Origin of the sequence: Gemmata algarum (assembly GCF_034097035.1) — a bacterium.
GTDB lineage: Bacteria > Planctomycetota > Planctomycetia > Gemmatales > Gemmataceae > Gemmata > Gemmata algarum.
In genome coordinates this window covers 1-19,692 of sequence record NZ_JAXBLV010000253.1, presented here as the reverse complement: position 1 = coordinate 19,692, position 19,692 = coordinate 1, and the positions used below count along the sequence as shown (strand labels likewise).

At 67.8% G+C, this 19,692-nt stretch carries 17 protein-coding genes; 9 read left to right on the top strand and 8 right to left on the bottom strand.

Features of this window, described 5'->3' with window-relative positions; translation table 11 throughout:
* Window positions 1-160 precede the first annotated feature (160 nt).
* Window positions 161-3,034, bottom strand: coding sequence for a sigma-70 family RNA polymerase sigma factor (locus tag R5W23_RS32480; RefSeq protein ID WP_320689968.1), 2,874 nt, complete (start codon window positions 3,032-3,034; stop codon window positions 161-163).
* Window positions 3,035-3,371: 337 nt separating this feature from the next.
* Between R5W23_RS32480 and R5W23_RS32475 the strand changes: the two genes are divergently transcribed.
* On the top strand, window positions 3,372-3,890 hold the full coding sequence (locus R5W23_RS32475) for a general stress protein (protein ID WP_320689966.1): 519 nt from the start codon (window positions 3,372-3,374) through the stop codon (window positions 3,888-3,890).
* 188 nt (window positions 3,891-4,078) lie between these two features.
* Here the strand turns inward: R5W23_RS32475 and R5W23_RS32470 are convergent, their stop codons facing one another.
* Window positions 4,079-4,915 carry a metallophosphoesterase gene (locus tag R5W23_RS32470; protein WP_320689965.1) on the bottom strand — a complete coding sequence of 279 codons (837 nt, stop codon included), beginning with the start codon at window positions 4,913-4,915 and terminating at the stop codon, window positions 4,079-4,081.
* 74 nt (window positions 4,916-4,989) lie between these two features.
* On the opposite strand from R5W23_RS32470, the gene R5W23_RS32465 reads away from it, so the two are divergent.
* The 3 genes from R5W23_RS32465 to R5W23_RS32455 all read left to right on the top strand — a co-directional run bounded on the left by R5W23_RS32465 (window position 4,990) and on the right by R5W23_RS32455 (window position 6,870).
* On the top strand, window positions 4,990-5,436 hold the full coding sequence (locus tag R5W23_RS32465) for a hypothetical protein (RefSeq protein WP_261189029.1): 447 nt from the start codon (window positions 4,990-4,992) through the stop codon (window positions 5,434-5,436).
* Window positions 5,437-5,565: 129 nt separating this feature from the next.
* Window positions 5,566-5,760 carry a DUF5522 domain-containing protein gene (locus tag R5W23_RS32460; RefSeq protein WP_320689964.1) on the top strand — a complete coding sequence of 65 codons (195 nt, stop codon included), beginning with the start codon at window positions 5,566-5,568 and terminating at the stop codon, window positions 5,758-5,760.
* A gap of 477 nt (window positions 5,761-6,237) precedes the next feature.
* The gene (locus R5W23_RS32455; protein ID WP_320689963.1) at window positions 6,238-6,870 is read left to right on the top strand and encodes a PEP-CTERM sorting domain-containing protein; all 633 of its coding nucleotides are present in this window, start codon (window positions 6,238-6,240) and stop codon (window positions 6,868-6,870) included.
* A gap of 82 nt (window positions 6,871-6,952) precedes the next feature.
* Here R5W23_RS32455 and R5W23_RS32450 read toward each other — a convergent pair whose 3' ends face one another.
* On the bottom strand, window positions 6,953-8,062 hold the full coding sequence (locus R5W23_RS32450) for a TIGR02996 domain-containing protein (protein ID WP_320689962.1): 1,110 nt from the start codon (window positions 8,060-8,062) through the stop codon (window positions 6,953-6,955).
* A 772-nt stretch (window positions 8,063-8,834) separates the two neighbouring features.
* Here R5W23_RS32450 and R5W23_RS32445 point away from each other — a divergent pair.
* A complete protein-coding gene (locus R5W23_RS32445) occupies window positions 8,835-9,755 on the top strand; it encodes a DUF1559 family PulG-like putative transporter (RefSeq protein ID WP_320689961.1) in 921 nt (306 codons plus the stop codon).
* 35 nt (window positions 9,756-9,790) lie between these two features.
* On the opposite strand, the gene R5W23_RS32440 is transcribed toward R5W23_RS32445, so the two are convergent.
* The 5 genes from R5W23_RS32440 to sucC all read right to left on the bottom strand — a co-directional run bounded on the left by R5W23_RS32440 (window position 9,791) and on the right by sucC (window position 15,530).
* On the bottom strand, window positions 9,791-10,675 hold the full coding sequence (locus R5W23_RS32440; RefSeq protein WP_320689960.1) for a TolB family protein: 885 nt from the start codon (window positions 10,673-10,675) through the stop codon (window positions 9,791-9,793).
* A 131-nt stretch (window positions 10,676-10,806) separates the two neighbouring features.
* Complete coding sequence (locus tag R5W23_RS32435) at window positions 10,807-12,186, bottom strand: DUF1501 domain-containing protein (RefSeq protein ID WP_320689959.1); 1,380 nt, start codon at window positions 12,184-12,186, stop codon at window positions 10,807-10,809.
* 133 nt (window positions 12,187-12,319) lie between these two features.
* Window positions 12,320-13,234, bottom strand: coding sequence for a succinate--CoA ligase subunit alpha (gene sucD / locus R5W23_RS32430; protein WP_010038003.1), 915 nt, complete (start codon window positions 13,232-13,234; stop codon window positions 12,320-12,322).
* Between the two features lie 95 nt (window positions 13,235-13,329).
* Window positions 13,330-14,283, bottom strand: a complete 954-nt coding sequence (locus tag R5W23_RS32425) for a hypothetical protein (protein ID WP_320689958.1) — start codon at window positions 14,281-14,283, stop codon at window positions 13,330-13,332.
* A gap of 35 nt (window positions 14,284-14,318) precedes the next feature.
* A complete protein-coding gene (gene sucC / locus R5W23_RS32420; protein ID WP_261189015.1) occupies window positions 14,319-15,530 on the bottom strand; it encodes an ADP-forming succinate--CoA ligase subunit beta in 1,212 nt (403 codons plus the stop codon).
* Between the two features lie 132 nt (window positions 15,531-15,662).
* Between sucC and R5W23_RS32415 the strand changes: the two genes are divergently transcribed.
* From R5W23_RS32415 to R5W23_RS32400, 4 genes are all read left to right on the top strand, one after another.
* Complete coding sequence (locus R5W23_RS32415; protein ID WP_320689957.1) at window positions 15,663-16,814, top strand: M20 family metallopeptidase; 1,152 nt, start codon at window positions 15,663-15,665, stop codon at window positions 16,812-16,814.
* A 109-nt stretch (window positions 16,815-16,923) separates the two neighbouring features.
* Complete coding sequence (locus tag R5W23_RS32410) at window positions 16,924-17,094, top strand: hypothetical protein (RefSeq protein ID WP_157506634.1); 171 nt, start codon at window positions 16,924-16,926, stop codon at window positions 17,092-17,094.
* A gap of 261 nt (window positions 17,095-17,355) precedes the next feature.
* Complete coding sequence (locus tag R5W23_RS32405; RefSeq protein ID WP_320689956.1) at window positions 17,356-17,958, top strand: SMI1/KNR4 family protein; 603 nt, start codon at window positions 17,356-17,358, stop codon at window positions 17,956-17,958.
* Window positions 17,959-19,309: 1,351 nt separating this feature from the next.
* Window positions 19,310-19,692, top strand: a 383-nt coding sequence (locus R5W23_RS32400) for a cysteine peptidase family C39 domain-containing protein (RefSeq protein WP_320689955.1), incomplete at its 3' end; no start/stop codon positions are given.

The window sequence follows — 19,692 nt, the reverse complement described above, 5'->3', positions numbered from 1 at the left end:
CCCGGGGCGAAAGCCCCGGGTTTGCTCACGGGTGTGCCAAGCAGTTTCCCCGTTCCGCAAGGTGCAGGCAACCAGATTTGGCCGTGCGAACAGTTCGGAGTTTTTGATGAGCCGATTCGTCGCTCCGTGTCGAGCAGAAGGCCGGGCGGGCGCCCTGGGGTTACTTCTCGGGCCGGGCCGGAACGGGCCACACGAGCGCCGTCGTGTCCGCGTGCCCGGTAATCAGTTTCGTGCCGTCGGGCGTGAAACTCAGGGCGCTGATGGTGCCGAAGTGGGAGGACTCCCACTTGCCGCGCGGGCCGGGCGGGATGCGGTGGCGGCCCAGCAACTTCTGCGTCACGGCGTCGTAGAACTCGACCGCGTCGCCCAGCGCGACCGCCAGCGTGCGCCCGTCCGGCGCGACCGAGATGCGAGCGCGATAGTCTGCGGTCAGCGGAATAGTGCTGACCGCGCGCCACGTTGTCGTGGAAACCAGTACCGCAGAATGCTTCAGCACCCCGCCCGCGAACTCGAAGGTCACCTGCACGAGCCACTGTCCGTCGGCGGAGAAGCGGCCGGCCTTCACAGCGGCGGCGGGTTTGGCGTCGGCGAGCAGGTTGCGGTCCGGTGCGGCTACGGCCACGACGGGGCCGCCCATAAGGCCCCCCGCGAGGTATTGCCCGTCCCGCGACAGTTGGCCAAAGTCGGTCGGCCCGCGGTTCGCTAGTTGGATCGATTTCAGCCGCTCGCCGGTTGCGGCGTTCCACGTGGTGACGACCCGCGGGTCGCCGAGCGTGTACGGGTCGGTGTACGCGACTACCGTCTTCCCGTCCTTGGACACGCGCGCGCTGGACACGCTCGACTGCTTCGGCCCCTTCGGATCGACCGCGAACGTCAGCAGCACCTTGCCGGTCGCCGCGTCGTACTTCGTCGCTTTGCCCCACCCCGGGCCGCAGACAACCAGGAACGTGCCGTCCGGGCCGAAGTCGATGTCCGGCATGCTCGACGAATCCGCCGGCGCGTGCCACAGCCGTTTGCCGCTCGCCGCGTTCCAGACGCACAGCCGGTTGTCCATGCCGCGGGTGGCGATCCGCGTGCCATCCGGCGACACGCCGACGGCGGTGACGGTCGCGCCGTGGCCGATGTCCTGCTCCGGGAACAGCGGCTTGCCGGTTTCGGCGTTCCAGCGCAGGAGCGCATGTCCGTTGTGCGACACCAGCACCTTGCCGTCCGGCGTGAACTGCCCCATCCCGCGCTCGAGCGCGAACACTTCGGCGGCCACGCCCTCGCACGTGCGAACTAGTTTGCCCGCGACCGGATCCCACCAGCGCACGCCGCCGAGGTCGCCGGCGAGCAGCGTCTTGCCGTCGGTCGCATAGGTCAGCCAGCGGATGCTCCCGCCCGGGCCGGTGAGGCCGTCCTTCTTCTTGCCGGTCTCCGGGTCCGTAAAACGCAACTCGGTTTTCCCGATGTAGTCGTAGGTCGCGGCCAGCGTGTCGCCGGTGTGGTTCAGCGCGAACACCGCCGACATCCGGCCGCTCGTTTGGTACTTCGTTAACTGTTTGCCGGTCGTCGCGTCCCACAGGATGAAACTGGCGTCCGCGACCGCGCCGAGCCGCTTGCCGTCGCCGGAGAACCCGAGGTCCTCGAAATAACTCACGCCGCCCGTGTCGATCGCGGCGGCGGTTTGCGTCTTGAGGTCGCAGAGGAACGCCCCCGCGGGAACCATGTTCCACGCTTCGGTAACGACGGCGAGGGTCCGACCGTCCGGCGCGAACCGGAACAGCCCCGCGCGGGCGAGGTCGAATGCGGCCACCTGCTTCGGGTTGGCCTTCGCGCCGGCCGGCGCTTCCCAGACGAACACCTTGTCGCTCGAACACGCCGCGACGAGTTTCCCGTCCGGCGACACTTGCGGGTGGTGGTGCCGGGCGGCCGGCCCGGTCAGCGGTAGCGCGGCGGGTTCATCGGAGCGGTCGTCGGCCGCGTGCCAGCGGCGCACGTCCGCGCCCGGTCCGACGGTGACGACGGTGCCGTCTTTCTCGATACCGAACCCGGTGATCGGGGCGCGGGTGCGGAGCGTCCCCAGGCGCATGATCGCACCCGCCGGGAGCGGGTCGCCGTAGCGGTCGGTCTTCACCGGCGGGTCCGCCGCGGGGCGTCGGGCGCCACCTTCGGGCCTCGCACCCGACGGGGCGAGCGACATTGTGGGTGCTGTTGCGGTTTCGGGAGCATTCTGGGGCGGGCTCCCGCTTCCGATCGCCGCCGCGCCGCCGACCGCGAGCACCACCAGCGCCACGGCTACGGCCTTCCAGGTCGCGCCGGACGGCGCCGCCCCCGCGGCCATCTCCGCCACGCGGGGCGGAACGGGTCCGCGCGCGGCGAGTTCGACCGCCCGGGCTAACAACTGGGGCGGAACCGTCGCGTGAGCCTCGCCGGGGAGGAGGCCGCTCAGCCCCGCCGAGAGGGCGAGCCCCCGCCGCGCCAGCCGCAACCGCAACCGCTCCCGGCCGCGCTCCAGTCGTCCCCGCACCGATGCCGCCGACCACCCCAGGCGCCGCGCGGCCTCGTCCTGGGACAGACCTTCCAGGCAGCACAGCGTGATCGCGGCTCGGAACCGATCCGGTAGCCGGGCCAGTTCCTCGTCGATCGCCGAGACGAGTTCCCGGCCCGTGATCTCCGCGAGCGGGTCGGGGCCACATCGGGCCGGTGACGGGGGCGTGCGATGCGCGCGGGTGGCCGCGCCCCGCGCCTTGAGGGAAATGCGAACGGCAGCCCCGTGAAGCCACGCCGCCACCGACGCGGTTTTGCGCACCCGGCTGGCGCCCCGGACCAGCGCGAGGAACGTGGCCTGGAACGCGTCCTCGGCGGTGTGGGCGTCCCAGAGCGTGCGGCGACAGACGCGGAGCACCATCGGTCCGTGCCGCTCGACGAGCGCCGCAAACGCGGCCCCGTCCCGGGACTGGATGAACCGGGAGAGCAGGTCGGCGTCGGGTACGGGGTCCGCGGTGAGCAGGTTCAACAACCGGGGCGGCACGGCACGGTTCGGCACGGTCATCGGTCATTCCTCGAACTGGCCCCGATCCTAACGATTCGCGCGTTCGTTCGCGAGTCGCGATCGGCGGGCGGTGTGGAGTGCCGGACCCAACCGAAACCGCACGGACTTTTTCCAGAATCCAGTCGTTTCAAGTTCCAAGTGGGGACCGACTCGGTACACACGCCGAACCATTCGCGCGCCGTTGGCGTTACGTGGAGCGTCGAACCGGGAACGACGGGAATTGAGGTGAGGCTATGCCGCGAATAGCGTCCGGATGCGTGACGCGCCGGCACGATCCGTGCTGCCATCAGCCGAATACCGGCCCGCCGGGCCGGGATCTCCTTGAGCGAGGACAATCATGGCTAAGGCCGCCACCTGCAACACGACCGTCGGCGTCTTCTCCACCCGTGATGCCGCCGAGCGCGCGATCGACGAACTCAAGAACGCGGGCTACCGCGACGACCAGATCGGCCTGGTCGCCAAGGACGCGAACGGCAAAACGGTGCGGCGCGACGGCTCCGGCGCCCAGGACACGAACGCCGCCGAGGGCGCGGCGATCGGCGCGGTGGCCGGGGGCGGCGCGCTCGCGCTGGGCTCGCTGGCGGTGTCGTTCGGCGTGATTCCGGTGATCGGGCCGGTTCTGGCCGTCGGCCCCCTGGCCGCAGCGCTCATCAGCGCGGCGGGCGGTGCGGCTGCGGCGGGCGTGGCCGGCGCGCTCATCGGCTGGGGCATTCCGGAAGAGGACGCCCGCTACTACGAGGACGCGGTGCAGTCCGGCCGGTACTTGGTGACGGTCGAATGCGGCCAGGGCGACGACGCCCGGAACCTGCTGAGCCGCTCCGGCGGGTACGACCGCGCGTCCGCGCCGATGATCTAAGCGCCGTTACAGACCGGGCGGTCGTCTGCCGCCCGGTCTGTAACGGGGGTTACAGGGACCGCAAGCTGGGGCACCAACCGGACACCTGCTCCCGATTCGCTACCTGCTCGCTACCCTCCGGCTGGTATGCCGACATCCACGAATCGCACGCGCCACAACCCCTCGTGACCTCGACCACCGGGCCGCCCTCACTCGTTACTGAACACGAAGACCGGCTCCGCGTTCGGCCCCGTCAGCACGCACGCCGTTAGCGGCTCGGTCACCCCGCCGCTCGTATCGATTCGGATGCGGACCCGGTTCGCATCGGGTGCGGGAACCTGGACGTGGCCGCTCACCTGTACCTTCCCGGGCAGCGGCAGCGGGTTCGCCGACAGACGCTTATCGGCCCCGAGCCACACCGGGTATTCGGGGTGGAACAGGCGGTCCGTTTCGGTGCCGAACCGCGGGCTCACGACGGCCCGGTCCCACAGCCTGCGATGCAGGCACTCGAGCTGCACCGCCGCCGGGCAGTCGAGTTCCGGCGACAACCCGTTATGGAGGAACACGTGCCCTTCGGCCTCAGCCACCCACGGCAACCCGGCCAGAAACGCCCGGTGCTCGGCGGGCATCGTGGCCTTCAGCTCTTGCAGCTCCTGTTCCCACTTCCCGGGCGGCAGAAAGTCGGGCGTGCGACCGAGGTAGCTGCGGAACGTCCACTGGTGGTCGTAGTTCCGCCCGTACCGCTGCGCCCATTCGGCCGACGGCGTGCCGTCCAGCCCGGCCGCGCGAACAAGGGCGAGATCGTGGTTCCCGGCCACACACGTGCTGCCGGGCTTTTCGGCGATCAGTTCCAGTACACGCGACACGAGCGCCCGAACCTCGAAGTGCCGGTCCACGAGGTCGCCCAGGAACACGAGCTTCGTGTGCGGCCACTCGGGGCGCCGGCGCAGCTTCGCGACGAGTTTGTCGAGCCATTCGACGCGGCCGTGGAGGTCTCCGATTGCGACAACCGGGTAACCGATGTGGGCGGGCAATTGCGGCTGCACTCACCTTCTCCGCAGAAGAGCAGTGAACTAGATTGCATCTAGGAATGTTACACGACGGTACGCGGAGAGGGGCCATGCGGGTCGAGCTGTTCGGGCTGGTGATGGAGTCGCCGAGCGTCACCTTCTACCTGTGGTCCCCGTGGCGGTGCTCGGCGCTCGAGCACAAGCTGTTCGACGCGCTCAAGAGCCTGCCCAACTCGTCGATCGAGACGGTGGGCGACGAGATCCGCCTGCACATCGTGGAGGCGAAGGGCTGGCGGGCGGCGGTGCAGAACCTGTCGCGGGTGCTGAAGGGGTGGCAGGAGGAGGCGTCCGACGCGGGCAAGGACGAGCGCCGGGGCTGGCGCTGGCTGCTCGAAGCCGACACCGACGCGAGCGGGTACGACATGCAGGGCGAGAAGACGAGCTTCTGGGCGTACATCCGGCTGTCGATCGACCGCGGCGGCCCGGGCGAGGCCGAAAAGGGCGAGGACATCGACCTCAACGGCTTCGGCGTCCAGGTGTGGGGTGAGAAGGAGTAAGGGGTACGTTACGAAGACGAGGGTGTGACAACAGCGCTGCGGGTGTCATCCTCAGCATCGGGACACACCCGCCTCTGCCGTTAATGCGGTCCCGGTCGCCCGAGTTGAGACCACAGGCAGCACCAATCGATGAACGCTCCGAACGCACGGCCGGCCGAGGGTGTCGATTATTACGTCGAGAACGGGAGGTGGGTCTTCACCGCCGCCTACCACCAGAAGCGCGGCCACTGTTGCCAGAGCGGTTGCCGGCACTGCCCGTTCGGCAACTCACCCTCCGACCGCACGGCCGAAGATACGCCGCGCCCCACGCAACCGAAATCGTAACCCCGATCTTCGCGCGAGGGAAACGCGCCGACAGCGCGTTTGGCGCGGGAGGCACTTCTCCGGGCCTGAATCGCGCCGTAATCGGGCCGCCATTTTCTTGCACGGCGGCTTTAAGTCGCCGAACACCCGCAGCGAGTAACGCGCCTCTCGTAATCCGGAAGCGAAATGACCGACTACCACCGTGGCAGGGAAAACGGCCGTATCGAAAATCCTGGACGGAACTTAGGGCACGAAAGGTAAGCTCCATCCGCGCTCACGGCGGTTCGGCCCCGTTGACGAAATGAATTTCCGGTCCCCACCTTCATCCCGCACGAGCTGCGGTTGACAGCACCGGCGGCTTTACTTAAAGATGCCGCCCGAACGAGCCGACGAGGGGTTCGCTTCCGGCAGGAGCTGGTCGCGTCCTCCCGGCCTCAGCGGTCCGAGAGGGTACGACCGCGTCGGACCGTCGAATCGCCTTTCACGGAGGGTTACCGCATGATTCGTCGAACTTGGATCACCCGCCTGTTCACCGCCGCCGTTGCGATCGTGGCCAGCGCCGGGACCGTTGACGCCGGGCTGCTGCCGGTGTCCGTTACCGTCCAACCTGAGGCCGGTAACTTCCGCTGGACCTACTCGGTCGTGCTGCCCAGCGACATGAAGCTCCAGGCGGGCAGCTACTTCACCATCTACGACTTCGCCGGGTACGTGGCGGGCACTGGGGCCGTGACGGCCACCGCCCCCGACGACACCTTCTCGCAGTACTGGACGGTCAGCACCACCAAGCTGGGGCCGACCCCGGACCGCCTGAACCCGCAGGACGATCCGAACATCTCGAACCTGACGTTCACCTACAACGGGCCGACCCTGCCGATCGGCGACCCGCAGCGCATGACGCTCGGCAACTTCGTCGCGACCTCGGCGTACAGCACCACCGCGGACAGCTTCTTCACGGCCACCAACCCGCGGCTGTCCAACGGCGAGATCGACAGCAACATCACCTCGACGCTGGTCCCGAAGGGCGGGGACGTGCCCCCTCCGACGGGCACCCCGGAGCCGACCACTCTGGTGCTGGCCGGTCTGGGCCTCCCGCTGATCGGGCTGCGCCGGGTGCTCCGCCGCCGGGCGTAAGTTCGGGTCGGACGCCGTAAGGCCCGGAAGCCGCCAGGTCTGAGACCTGGCGGCTTCCGGGCCTTGCGGCGTCCGCTCGTTCTCATACCAGGATTTCCGCCTCCGGGAACCGGTCCTGTAGCGCGGCCCGCTGTCCGCTGGTGAGTTTGTTCTCGCGCAAGTCGAGGTGGTACAACTTCACCCGCGGGTCGGCGTTCACCAGGATGTGAACGGCCTCCGGGCCGAGGCCGTTCTGCGCCAGCCCGAGCCACCGCAGCGGGGGCGGAGTCCGGCGCCGCCCCAGTTCGGCTACGATCTCGCGGACCCCGTTGTCGCCGACCTGCTGGCCCTCCAGGTCGAGCAGCCGGAGCCGCTCCCACGGGAACGTGAACCCCAGATCCAGATACGAGAGTGGCCCCGGGCCGGTCTGCGGGCGCCACCCGAGCCGCAACTCCTCGACCCACCGCACGCACCGGCTCGCGAGCGCCTTTTGCACCTCATCGGACTTGAACGGGATGTAACTCAGGTCGAGTTTGGTGAACCGCCGGTGGTCGGCGCGCGGCAGCGACTCGGCCAGTACCCGCGACAGGTTCGGGATGTCGGCCAGGTCGAGCGCGCGCAGGGCCGGCAGCGCGGGGCCGGCCAGGAACGCCCGGAGCCATTGCACCGGCACCGGGGTACTGCGGAAGTTGAGGTCCGTCAGCGCGCCAAGCTGCGGGCACTCGGCGAGCCGCTCGAAGTAGTCCACGTCGTGACCCAATTTGCTGAAATCGAGTCGGGTCACTCGCGTCAGTTGAGGGGTACCGAACAACGAGCTGAGCGGGGCGTGGGCGACGGTGAGCGCGAACCGCACGACCTGAACCGAGCGGACCGGCTCGGCCGCGAACAGCGCCGCGGCGTCACGCCCGAACGTAGCCGCGTCCAGCCCCACGTGTTCGACGAAGCCGCGGACGAACTGCCACCCGATGGCCCGCTTCAACAGGTGCCGGGTCCACGTCCCGCGGTGCCGTTCGAGCAGGTGCTGCGCGGCGACCTCACATTCGCGGGCCTGCGGCGAGTACGGCTCGGCGTGCGCCCCCTCGACCTGAAGCCGCACGAACTGACCGCGATCGGGGTCGCCGTTCTCCTGGAGCCAGTCGGCGTACATCAGACGCGGCGTGTCCTCTTCGGGGTGCTCGAGCACGGCGGCGAGGAGGGAATCGCGGTCGTTCATCGGTCGTTCCCCTCGAACACGCCCCACCTGCCCCGGCCCCACGCCGTCACGTTCGCGCCGGAGAAGGCACACGGATTATGTGGCGGTTCGCCGAACGCGGACGGAAATTTCGTTCGACCGACGGTGGCAAAGTGTAAGTTTCGGCCGAAAGTTGCTTCCACGCCGCCCGCTTCCGTAAGCGAGCGAGCCGTCACGATAAAATTCACACGGCGAGCAATCCGCAGTATTAACAGACTCACAACGGGGGCCAAGCTACCAGGATGGGGGACGTGTTGACGCCAGCGCGGCTCCTTGACAAACTGGTCGAGCCGGACGGGAACTATGGCCATTTCAATAGTCGCGATCGTGCTTCGATGTGTCTTGTAATCGGACTACGCGGGAGTCTCCGACAACGGGCATGATAAACGCGAGCACAAAGTCCCTCCAGAAAATACCGTGAGCCTCATTTTCGGTGTGCTGTTGGCGAGCAGGATAATTGCGTACAGAATGCTCAGATTTGCCGCAATCACTTGCGGAAATTCAGCGGTTTGAGAAGACGTTGTGTGCCAGTGCCTAAAAAAAAGGCATCGCGAACCGCTTGGCAATCAGCCCTTTTCTGAACCGTCCACGAATTCTGAAAGGTCGCGGCGCGATTGCTGCATTTAGCAGTAGTTCAAACTCGTCCACATCGGTTCGCCCCAATCGCCCTGCCCTCTCCCAACCAAAAAGTTGCCCGCACCGCCTTGGACGGTGGTGTACCCCTTTTGGCTCTACCTTCGGAAAGGCCACTGTAATGTCGGCTCGTCGTTCGCGTTCCGGTTTCACGCTGATCGAGTTGCTCGTTGTCATCGCGATCATCGCGATCCTGATCGGGCTCCTGCTCCCGGCCGTCCAGAAGGTCCGCGAGGCCGCTGCCCGGATGAGCAGCCAGAACAACCTCAAACAGATGGGCCTCGCGATGCACAACCTCGCGGGCACTCAAAACGACCAGTTCTGTGCCGGCTGGGGAGGCACTCGCTCAACAATGAGCACGACCGATGTGGTGCGCCCTTGGACGTACCACATTCTAACTTACATTGAACAGGACAACGCGGCTAAGAATGCCAGCTTCACCAGCGTTATTAAGACCTTCGTCGCCCCTAACGACACCTCGGCGACCGGTTCGCTGCCGACCACCAGCTACGTTGGTAACGCCTTAGTTCTCGGCATGATGTACCCCACCACTGGTAGCGGTTATCTGGTCCCGGGCGTGGCACCGACGGCCGCGACTACGGTGAAGCTGTACAGCCTGAACGCCTCCGGCGACGGCACCTCTAACACCTTGATGTTCGCGGAACGGTACGCGGTGACCACCCTGAGCGGCGCCTCCTCGGTGCTCTACACGGGAGTGGGGACTGGCGGCGCCACACAGATCAACTTGAGCGGACACGCGGCAAGCACACACCTGTGGTACCCCACCACCGCGACCCCAACCTCTGTGTTGTTCTCCCCACACACTGCCGGGACTGCGGTGCCGTTCCCGTTCCAGACCAAGCCGTCGACGACCGGCACCAACGCCGCTGATGACCGTGTGCCGCACGGTTGCTCCAGCGGCACTCTGAGCGTTGCAATGTGCGACGGCAGTGTTCGCGGTGTGTCGTCCAGTGTGAACAACCTGAACTGGCTCTATGTGTGCGACCCGAACGATGGCAACCCACTTCCGTCGAACTGGTAATCGCTCCTGTGCCGCGGCCCATCAAGGCCGCGGCGCTATTTCACGCCCAGAACGTAAATTTCGCTTCCGCCGTCGCGGGTGGATACGAACGCCAGCTTCTTCCCGTCGGGCGCCCACGCGGGCGATGTGTCCTGCGCCTTGTGGCCGGTCAACTTCCGCAACTCTTTACCTTCGGCCGTCATCAGCCAAATGTCATAGTTGCCGGAGCGGTTGGAAGCGAACGCGATTCGCTTACCGTCCGGGTGCCACACCGGCCACGAGTCGAGGAATTCGCCGTCCGTCAATTTCTGCACGCCGGTGCCGTCGGCGCTCATAACGTGGATCTTCTGTCGCCCGCTGCGCCCGCTGGCGAACGCGATCCGTTTTCCGTCCGGGGACCACGCGGGGTGCAGGTCGTAGGCGGGATCGTTGGTGAGCCGCTTCTCGTCCTTGCCCTCGGCTGTGACGGTGTACAGGTCGGGGTTCTTGTTCCGCGTCGAGACCCACAGCACCGTTTTTCCGTCGGGCGAGAACCGCGGCGACTCCTCGAACGCCTTATGTGGGATCAAGGTTTGGTTGTCGCTCCCGTCTGTGGCGCACACGTCGATCCGGAGCTTGCCGTCGGTGCCTTCGAGCTTGTCGTACACGTACACGATGCGTTTGCCGTCGGGCGAGTAGTGCCCGTCAAAATGCGGCTCGGTGTGCCCGGGGAGCAGGCGCGTCATTTCGCCGCCCGCGGCGGGCATAATCCAGAGGGCCATCTTCCCTTCGTGGATCCGCGTGAACAGCAGCGTCTTCCCGTCCGGGGACCACTGCACGTTCTGCTTGAAGCTCCCGTCCTTGGTCAAGCGCGCCGGAGCGTTCTCGTCGCCCCGCGCCCGAAACGCGGTCGCGGGCACACACGCGAGGGCGACGAGGAACAGGGACACGGGCCGGCGCATAGCTTCTCCTTGTAACTGTACCCGTCCCACCCTCGGTGGCGCACGAAGTTCGCGGACGGGGCGCGGCAGGGTGTGAGCGGTTCAAACAGCGCACCGTTGGGGCCTACAGCACTGCCACGCAATGCCTCCGGCTAAAGCAGTTCCTCGATCACGCGCCCGACGGGCGCGAGCCCAAGCCCGGTGAGTTGCTCGCTCGTGAGGCCGATCTGGTTCAGCACGGTGGCGTTCAGGTCTACCGGCGAGAGCGGGGTGTCGGCCGGCTTCGCGGCGCGGGCGTCGGAGGTGCCGACGAACCGCCCGCCCCGCACCCCGCCGCCTGCGACGAGCGCCGAATAGCACCCGGGCCAGTGGTCGCGCCCGGCCTTGTCGTTGATCCGCGGGTCGCGCCCGAACTCGCCCACCGCCAGCACCAGCGTGCTCTCCAGCATCCGGCGGTCGTGCAACTCGGTCAGGAGGGCGCTCATGGCCTGATCGAGCCACGGGGCGTGTCGGTCCTGCATGATCTGGAAGTTGCGGTAGTGGTGGTCCCAGCCGCCGTCGCCGCTATCCTCTTCGGCCTCGACGTGGTCGGACCAGTTCACCTGAACGAACGGCACCCCGGCCTCGACCAAGCGTCGGGCCAGCAGGCACGATTGCCCGAACCGGGTGCGGCCGTAGGCGTCGCGGGTCGCGTCCGTCTCCTTCGACAGGTCGAAGCCCTCGGCCGCGCGAGCCGAGGTCAGCATCTCAAGGGCCCGCCCGCGGTAGGCGTCGAGCGCGCCCGCGGCGCCGAGGTCGGTCGCCCGCCGGTCCGCGGCGCCGAGCGCGGCGAGGAGCTGTTGCCGGTCGCCCATGCGCTCCGGCGTCAGCTCCTTCGGGAGCTGTAACGCGGGCACCTTGGTGCCGCTTACGGGGTCGTACTCGAGCCGGAACGGGTCCCACACCGCCCCGAGGGGACCGCCGCCCTCGCCGATAATCGCTTTCTTCCCCTGATGCAGTTTCCCGCCGACCACGAAAAACGGGTGAACGGCCGACCGGTGCTTGGCGCCGGCCAGCGCCTTCGCCACGACGGAACCCAGCGCGGGGCGGGGCGCCCCGGCGAGCGGCTTGCCGTCCAGCCCGGTCCCGCCGGCGGCGCTGCCGGTCAGGCCGACAGTGCCCGCGATGCCGTGGTCGTTCGACGGGGTCGTGAGGGTGCGGATCACCGACAGCTTGTCGGTCTGTTGGGCGAGTTGCGGGAACAGCTCGCAGAACCGGACGCCCGGAATGCGCGTCGGGATGGTGCCGAACGGCCCGCGGTACTCGAGCCGCGCGTGCGGCTTGGGGTCGAAGGTGTCGAGCTGGCTCGGGCCGCCCCAGAGCCACAGCAGGATGACCGCTTTCGCCCGCCCGCCGGCCTCCGCCCCGGCCGCGCGAGCGCGGAGCAGGTCGGCGAGCGACAGCCCCAAGACGGACGACGCCCCGACCTGAAGGAACGCGCGGCGGTCGAAGGTGGAGCAGGTGCGCGTGGGGCGCCGGCCGATCAGGAGCATGGAGCCGACCTCCGGGGAGATCGTCCCATTATCGCCACGCCGGTTCGTAACACAAGCGTACAAATGCGATGCGGCCCGGCGCCTTCGATTGGCGCCGGGCCGCATCGCGGAACCGTACCGGTTCCGTTAACCTTTACTTCTTCTTGGCGATGGCCTGTTGTACGGCCGCGCCGAGATCGGCCGGGGTGGGGGCGACCACGAACCCGGCCGCCTCCAGCGCCGCGATCTTGTCCTCGGCCTTGCCGCTGCCGCCGCTCACGATCGCGCCCGCGTGGCCCATCCGGCGGCCCGGCGGGGCGGTCTGCCCGGCGATGAACGCCGCCAGCGGCTTGGTCACGTTCTTGGCCGCATAGGCCGCCGCCGCCTCTTCCGCGGTGCCGCCGATCTCGCCGATCATCAGGATCGCCGACGTGCCCTCGTCCTTCTCGAACATCTCCAGCAGTTCGATCTGGTTCGTGCCGATCACCGGGTCGCCGCCGATGCCCACGCAGGTGCTCTGCGGGAGCCCCAGGGCGGTGAGCTGGAACACCGCCTCGTAGGTCAGCGTCCCGGACCGGCTGATGACCCCGATGCCCTTCTCGCCGGGGCCGCACGGCTTGTGGATGTGCCCCGGCATGATCCCGATCTTGCACTGGCCCGGGGTGATGACGCCCGGGCAGTTCGGGCCGACCAGCCGCACCCCCGGCTTGGTCTTCAGGTACCGCTTCGCCTTCGCCATGTCGAGCACCGGGATGCCCTCGGTGATGGCGACGATGAGCTGGATGCCGGCGTCCGCGGCCTCGATGATGGCCGCCGCCGCCCCGGCCGGGGGGACGAAGATCATGCTGGCGGTGGCGCCGGTGGCCTTCACCGCGTCGGCCACGGTGTTGAACACCGGCAGCTCCTTGCCGGACTTGTCGCCCTTCCAGGTGGTGCCGCCGGCGCCGGGCTTGGTCCCGCCCACGAACTGCGTCCCGTACAGCAGGCACTGGTCCGTGTGGAACGCCCCGTGCTTGCCGGTGATGCCCTGGCAGATCACGCGGGTGGACTTGTCGACGAGGATGCTCATTTCGGGCTCTCGGGGCGGATGTTGCGGGTGTCGGTTATTCGATTCATACGAGCGGCCGCGGCGCGCGGCGACCGCGGGGCGCGCCGGCGGCGCGGTCAGCCCTTCTCGCTGACCTCGCTCACCAGCCACTCGCCCGGGGCGGTGCCCTTCACGAGCTTCACCGTCACGGTCTTCGTGCCGGCGGGTTTGGTGAACGCCACGGCAAAGGTCGCGTCGCCGGTCTTGGTCACGCTCAAGGCGCTGGTGCCGCCGCCGAGCTCGATCGCTTTGAGCGCCAGCTTGCCCGGGCTGTAGTCGTACCCCTGGGCCTTGTCGCCGTCGAACGGCGGGGCCCACACCGGCCGCAGCGCCGGGACCAGCCCGCGGGCCAGTAGGGGCGCACGGAGCCCCCGCTGCATCGCGGTCGCGTCGGCCAGCACCTCCGCGAACGCCGACACCGCGAACTCCTGGAACGCCTCGTCCGCGGTCGCCGCCGCCGCGCCCGGCTTCAGCTCCGCCGACGACAGCGATAGCCAGTCCACCTTCCACGCGCCGCCGAGCTTCACGAGCCGCAGCGAGTACACGCCGGCGGGCTGGAGCGCGCCGCGGAAGTAGACCAAGTCCCCGGCCTGCTTGCGGTCCAACGAGAGCGAGAACGAGCGCCCGGCGCCGACCGCGCGGAGCCACTGCTCCGCGGCCTTCGGGCTGAGCTTGTTGGCCTTCTCGTCGTCGAACTCCCACGGCTTGCCCGCGGCGTCCAGCAGCGCCGGCGACAGGACATCCGCCTTGGCGCTGCCCTGGCCGAGGTCGTTCAGGAACGCGGCGGCGGCCTTCTCGGCGTCCGGCTCGACCGGGCCGAGGGTGGTCTTCAGGTCGGCCGCGGGTGCGGTCGGCACCGCCCCCTTCTTGTCGTCGGCCTTCGGGGCGGGCTTGCCGTCGTCCTTCTTTTCGTCTTTCTTCTCGGCCGGCGCGTTCGGGGTCGATCCGCCGCACCCCGGGAGCGCGGCGAGGCCGAGCGCGACCGCCAGAAGGGCGAGCCCGGCGCCGCGGCGCGTCACGGAAGCTGTCATCTCGTTGGTCCTCTTCCTTCGGAGGTACGGGGCGGTCACTTGCTCAGCTCGACGACCAGCTTCGCGGCGCTCGTCAGGTCCGGGGCGGCCTTCAGGGTGGGCAGCTCGGCGGCGGCGGCGGTCAGGATGCCACGGGCCTTCTCGACCTCGTTGCCCTCGAGCCGGACCACCACCGGCACCTTGAAGCCCACTTCCTTGCCGGCCTTCACGAGCGCGTCGGCGATGGTCGCGCAGCTCGCGATGCCGCCGAACACGTTCACCAGAATGCCCTTCACCTTCGGGTCGGAGAGGATGATGCGGAACGCCTCGACGGCGCCGGCCGCGGTCACGCCGCCGCCCACGTCGAGGAAGTTCGCCGGGCCGACGCCGTGCGCCTTCCCGTGGTAGTTGATGATGTCCATCGTGGCCATCGCCAGCCCGGCCCCGTTCACTAGGCACGCGACGGTCCCGTCGAGCTGGATGAAGTTCAGGTTCGCCTTGCCGGCGCGGATCTCGGCCGGGTTCTCCTCGCTCTCGTCGCGCAGGGCGGCGACGTCGGGGTGCCGGAACAGGGCGTTGTCGTCGAAGTCGAACTTGGCGTCGAGCACCACCACGTCGCCGGCCTTGGTGACCGCGAGCGGGTTCACCTCGGCGAGGGTCGCGTCCTTCGCCAGGTACACCTTGGACAGCGCGAGCATGATCTGCTCGGCCTTGGCCGCCTGCTCGCCGGCGAGCCCGAGCTTGGCGGCCGTCTCCTGGGCCTGCGCCGGCTCCAGCCCGGTCTCCGGCGCGAACGGCACCTTGAAGATCAGCTCCGGGGTGTCGTGCGCCACCTTCTCGATGTCCATCCCGCCGGCCGCGGACGCCATCAGGATCGGCTGGCCGATGGCCCGGTCGAACACCACGGCGACGTAGAACTCCTTCGCCGGCTCGGCGTCGGCCTGCACGATGAGGGTGCGGACCGGCTGGCCGTCCGGCCCCGTCTGGAGCGTCTTGAGCGGGTGCTTGAGCATCGTCTCGGCGACGGCCCGGGCCTTCTCCTTGCTGGCGCAGAACTTTACCCCGCCCAGCTTGTCCGCGTACCCGACGAGCTGGCCGGCCCCGCGCCCGCCGGCGTGGATCTGCGCCTTCACCATGACCCCGCCGCCGTTGGCAAGTTTGTCGAACGCCGCGGCCACCTCGTCGGGCGTCTTGCAGACGATGTGCTTGGGGACGTTCGCGCCCGCGGCGGCGAGCAGCTCCTTGGCCTGGTACTCGTGAACCTTCATCGCGTTTAGCTCCGGCGGGTGTGCGGGGTTGTGAAGTTATAGCGGCGGGCGCCGGCAGAAGGGAGGGGCCGGGCGCCGGCCCGCGCCGGCGGGCAGTGGCACGCGGGCCGCGTTTGTGCTTCAATAGCCCCCATGTTGCCACTCCAAGACCTACTCGCGGAACTGGTGCGCCGGCCGTCCGTCAACCCGATGGGCCGCACCGACATCGACCCCGCCGTGACCTACGAGGCGCGCGTGACGGCGCTGATCGAGCACGAGTTCCGCAACCTCGGGTGCCCGTTCCGGCGCCAGCCCGTCGCCCCGGGCCGCGACAACATCGTCGCGACGTACGAGCCACCGCACCCGGCCCCGTTCCACGTCATGTTCGAGGCCCACCAGGACACCGTCCCGGTGGACGGGATGACCGTCGAGCCGTTCGGCGCGCGGGTCGAGGGCGGGCGCATGTACGGCCGCGGGGCGTGCGACGTGAAAGCCGGCGCGGCGGTCATGCTGACGGCCTTCGCGCGGCTGGTGCGCGAGCGGCCCGCCGGCTCCGCGCGGGTCACGCTCGCGTTCACCGTGGACGAGGAGCACAGCGGCCTCGGCGTGCAGGCCCTGGTGGACGGCGGGCCGCGGCCCGATTACGCGATCGTGGCCGAGCCCACGCGGCTCGACATCGTCAACGCGCACAAGGGCGTCGTGCGGTGGACGCTCGAAACGGCCGGCACGGCGGTCCACAGCTCGCGCCCCGACCTGGGGGTGAACGCGGTGTACCGCATGGCCCGGCTGCTCCGCGGCGTCGAAGAGTACGCCCAACAGCTCCAGGGCCTCCCGCCGGACCCGCTGCTGGGGCCGCGGACGATCGCCGTCGGGCGGGTCGGCGGCGGGGTGTCGCCCAACACCGTGCCCGACTTCTGCCGCGCCGACGTGGACCGCCGGCTGCTGCCGGGCGAGACCCCGGAAGGCGCCGGTGCGGCGCTCGAAGCCTTCCTGAAGGCGTTCCCGGGCGTGGATTTCCCCTTCTCCCTCGTGCGCAACTCGGCGGGGTGCCTGCCGCTCGGCCCGGTGCTGTCCGGCGACCTCGTGAAGCGGTTCGGGGCGGTCATCGATTCCGTGACCGGCGGGCACGAGGTGCGCGGCGTCCCGTTCGGCACCGACGCCGCGACCATCGCCGCCGCGGGCGTCCCGGCGGTCATCTTCGGCCCGGGCGACATCGCGCAGGCCCACACGAAGGACGAGTGGATCGATTTGAGCCAGTTGGAACCGGCCGCCGAGATCCTGTTCCGCTTCGCGTGCGGAAAATGACGGCCCGCGGGCCGCGCAGAAGTACAGAACTCTTTCCGTTTTGCGCCGGCGCGCGCTACATTAGTTCAAACGGTCCGCAATCGCACACACACTCTCACCGGGAAACGTCATGAGCATCGTTCGCATGGGTATGTCCGAAGACAGCAAGTTCGCGGAAGGGTACGACGCGATCTTCGGCAAGAAGACGGCCAAGAAGTCGGCCGCCAAGAAGCCCGCGCCCGCCGCCAAGAAGCCCGCGCCCGCCGCCAAGAAGCCCGCGCCCGCCACCAAGAAGAAGTGAGCCGGTTGGGGTCGGACGACGGCCCACCGCGTCCGCGGTTGGCACCACGAATCACAGCCCCGATGGGGCACGAACTCGCGTCCGCTTCTGCCGCACAGGGAGCCCGCCCTGCGCGATGACAAACGAACCGGACCGCCGCTCTTAACGCCTCTCCGGCGCCCCGGTCCTTCACTTCCGGCGCTCGAGGGGCCGGACACGCTCTGCGGGCGCCGGAAGTGAAGGACCGGTTCCAATATCCCCACTCCAGTGGCGGAGGGCCGGGTGGCAAAGGTGAACATTGCCGAGTGCTGGTCGCAGATCGAGCGGTGGCTGTCCGCGAACGCGCCGGCGGCCGTTCCGGTGTTGCCACCCGGCGCGAACGCCGCCGCGTTCGCCCGAGCCGAGGAGGTTCTCGGTTACGCGCTCCCACGGGAGGTGAAGGAGTTCCTGGCGATCCACGACGGAGGCGCCAACCTGTGGCTGCACGACCGCGGCGAGTTCATGTCCCTGGACGACATTCTGACCGCCTGGGACCAGGAGTTCGACCTGTGGGGCGACGGCAGCAACGACGAGTGGGCCAACCCACAGGGGCCGATCAAGAAGAAGTGGTTCGCCCGCAAATGGCTGCCGATCCTCGACGCCCGGACCGGCGACCACGTCTGCGTCGATCTGGACCCTCCGAAGGGCGGCAAGAAGGGCCAGCTTATCGCCTGGTATCACGGCGGCGGTCCGACCGAGGTCCTCGCCCCCAGCTTCGGCGTACTGCTCGCCGGATTCGTGACGGAACTGGCGGCCGGGCGGTACACTTCCCGACTCGATCAGACCGGGCAACCGTACTTGGAGTACGCCGCAGATGCCGAACCCGACGCGGCGGCGGCCACGTGATCTGTTTCCCGCTGCGAGCGGCTGGCGGAATGAGAGGCCGGACGCAGCACGCCCCATGATCGGCGCGGGAAAAGTCCCTCTCGCTCGTGAGTGCCGGTGACCACATCGCCGGCGCATCGGGTGCTGTTTCATCGCATTTCTCCTACGCCGCACTTCCAAAACTCCGCGCGGCTCACTCTGGGGTGACCGGCATCACGTTCTCGCCCAGGACAATGGCACCGCACATCCGAACCGGATCAGCCGCAAGGATTTATTCGGTATGACGTTGCGTCACATTAACCGGGTGCCGCCGAAACCGTCGTCTGCTCGTCTCGGGCACTTCTGGCAAGCCCCGAGCGCGAGATTCGGTGGTAGCGACCACCCAGCGAATTAGTAGCTCGTGACCAGTCCAACGGCAGCGAATGTCCAGTCGGCGCCCCGTCGGTTATCAGCATCCCCGGCACGTTCCCGTAGCCCGCACTGGCTCAATCCGTTCGATTGCGGCCTGCACGACACCGACCCAGCATTGCCCGGCGTGAGCCGGGAACGCCCAAATCGCTCGATGGCCCTCGGACGCGATCCGCGAGGAAGACCAACCGCGGGCGAAACAACTCGCCTATCTAACTGATGGCACGACACGCGAGGAGCCGGTCGCCGTGACGACAACGCTTTGGTGAGCGGCCACATTGCCGCGGTCCTTAGCCTTTTCGGCTGGCGTGTTGTCACGGCAAGCAGGAGTGCTGCGGCACGAGGTGACCGAGGTGCAGGCCGGACGCTCCCGTTCCGGTTCGTCGGCATCCGCACGGGTTGTGTTGCGAAGCGCGGGAACGGGTGGCCGTGGATCATGTCCGCTTAGGCGAGACATCCAGCACCGAGAAAGGCACCAGCAAGGAGTGCGGCACCCGAGACGACGCGAAGACATGCGCGATTCTCAAATACGGAGGAGCAGAAGAGATGACGCCATCTGCAAATATTTACAATATCTACATTGCTTTAGACTGATTATCATTAGCTATTTAACTATGACAATGAAGATGCTAAAAGCAACTAGGGCTGAATATGAAAACGCGTCATGTCTGCAAATTTTACTTGACAGCAAGCCGACCATTCGCAACGATAACTATCTCTCCACGTCAACCAATGCAACATCAGCCTCACGAACCGCCTGTTTTGGGACAGATCACGTCTCTTGATGGAGTTGCACACGATGCGAAATGTCGCCCTCGGCCTATTTTGTGTCGCTAGTGCCATTGGGGTATCGGCTGCTACATTCGCAGTATTTCACAGCGACGATGTAGCGGAGGTTGAAAAGGCACCAATAGCAGATTGTGGAGCAAGGTCTTTACTGCGGATCTGTCAAGCGGACGGCAAGGTGACAGCCCTCGAGAAAATCATTGAGCTAACTAATACATCTGATGATGGCACCACCCTCTTGCACATCAAAGAGGCGGCGGAGTCGCTCGGGTACAAGGCTTCTGGAGTTAAGATCGGGTATTCGGACCTGTTGAACTATCTTGCGGAGGCGCGAGGGCGTGCGATTTTGCACTTTAATGCCGGGCACTTTGTGGCCGCTCTTGGTGTCTCGAACGGGCAGTTGCTAATCGCGGACGGTCCAGAGCCAGTCGCTCCGACTCAACCTGAAGAATTGGAGCGACGTGGGTGGAGCGGGTACGCCCTGCTCGTTGAACGCCCTCTTCCCACGCAGCCGTCGCAGGTGCTGCAAATCACGCCAGATGTCTTTGATCTGGGAACGAT

Excerpts from the sequence above, each read along its gene's own strand:
- R5W23_RS32480 (WP_320689968.1), bottom strand. The coding sequence starts at position 3,034 with ATGACCGTGCCGAACCGTGCCGTGCCGCCCCGGTTGTTGAACCTGCTC.
- R5W23_RS32475 (WP_320689966.1), top strand. The coding sequence starts at position 3,372 with ATGGCTAAGGCCGCCACCTGCAACACGACCGTCGGCGTCTTCTCCACC.
- R5W23_RS32465 (WP_261189029.1), top strand. The coding sequence starts at position 4,990 with ATGCGGGTCGAGCTGTTCGGGCTGGTGATGGAGTCGCCGAGCGTCACC.
- R5W23_RS32460 (WP_320689964.1), top strand. The coding sequence starts at position 5,566 with ATGAACGCTCCGAACGCACGGCCGGCCGAGGGTGTCGATTATTACGTC.
- R5W23_RS32455 (WP_320689963.1), top strand. The coding sequence starts at position 6,238 with ATGATTCGTCGAACTTGGATCACCCGCCTGTTCACCGCCGCCGTTGCG.
- R5W23_RS32450 (WP_320689962.1), bottom strand. The coding sequence starts at position 8,062 with ATGAACGACCGCGATTCCCTCCTCGCCGCCGTGCTCGAGCACCCCGAA.
- R5W23_RS32445 (WP_320689961.1), top strand. The coding sequence starts at position 8,835 with ATGTCGGCTCGTCGTTCGCGTTCCGGTTTCACGCTGATCGAGTTGCTC.
- R5W23_RS32440 (WP_320689960.1), bottom strand. The coding sequence starts at position 10,675 with ATGCGCCGGCCCGTGTCCCTGTTCCTCGTCGCCCTCGCGTGTGTGCCC.
- R5W23_RS32435 (WP_320689959.1), bottom strand. The coding sequence starts at position 12,186 with ATGCTCCTGATCGGCCGGCGCCCCACGCGCACCTGCTCCACCTTCGAC.
- sucD (WP_010038003.1), bottom strand. The coding sequence starts at position 13,234 with ATGAGCATCCTCGTCGACAAGTCCACCCGCGTGATCTGCCAGGGCATC.
- R5W23_RS32425 (WP_320689958.1), bottom strand. The coding sequence starts at position 14,283 with ATGACAGCTTCCGTGACGCGCCGCGGCGCCGGGCTCGCCCTTCTGGCG.
- sucC (WP_261189015.1), bottom strand. The coding sequence starts at position 15,530 with ATGAAGGTTCACGAGTACCAGGCCAAGGAGCTGCTCGCCGCCGCGGGC.
- R5W23_RS32415 (WP_320689957.1), top strand. The coding sequence starts at position 15,663 with ATGTTGCCACTCCAAGACCTACTCGCGGAACTGGTGCGCCGGCCGTCC.
- R5W23_RS32410 (WP_157506634.1), top strand. The coding sequence starts at position 16,924 with ATGAGCATCGTTCGCATGGGTATGTCCGAAGACAGCAAGTTCGCGGAA.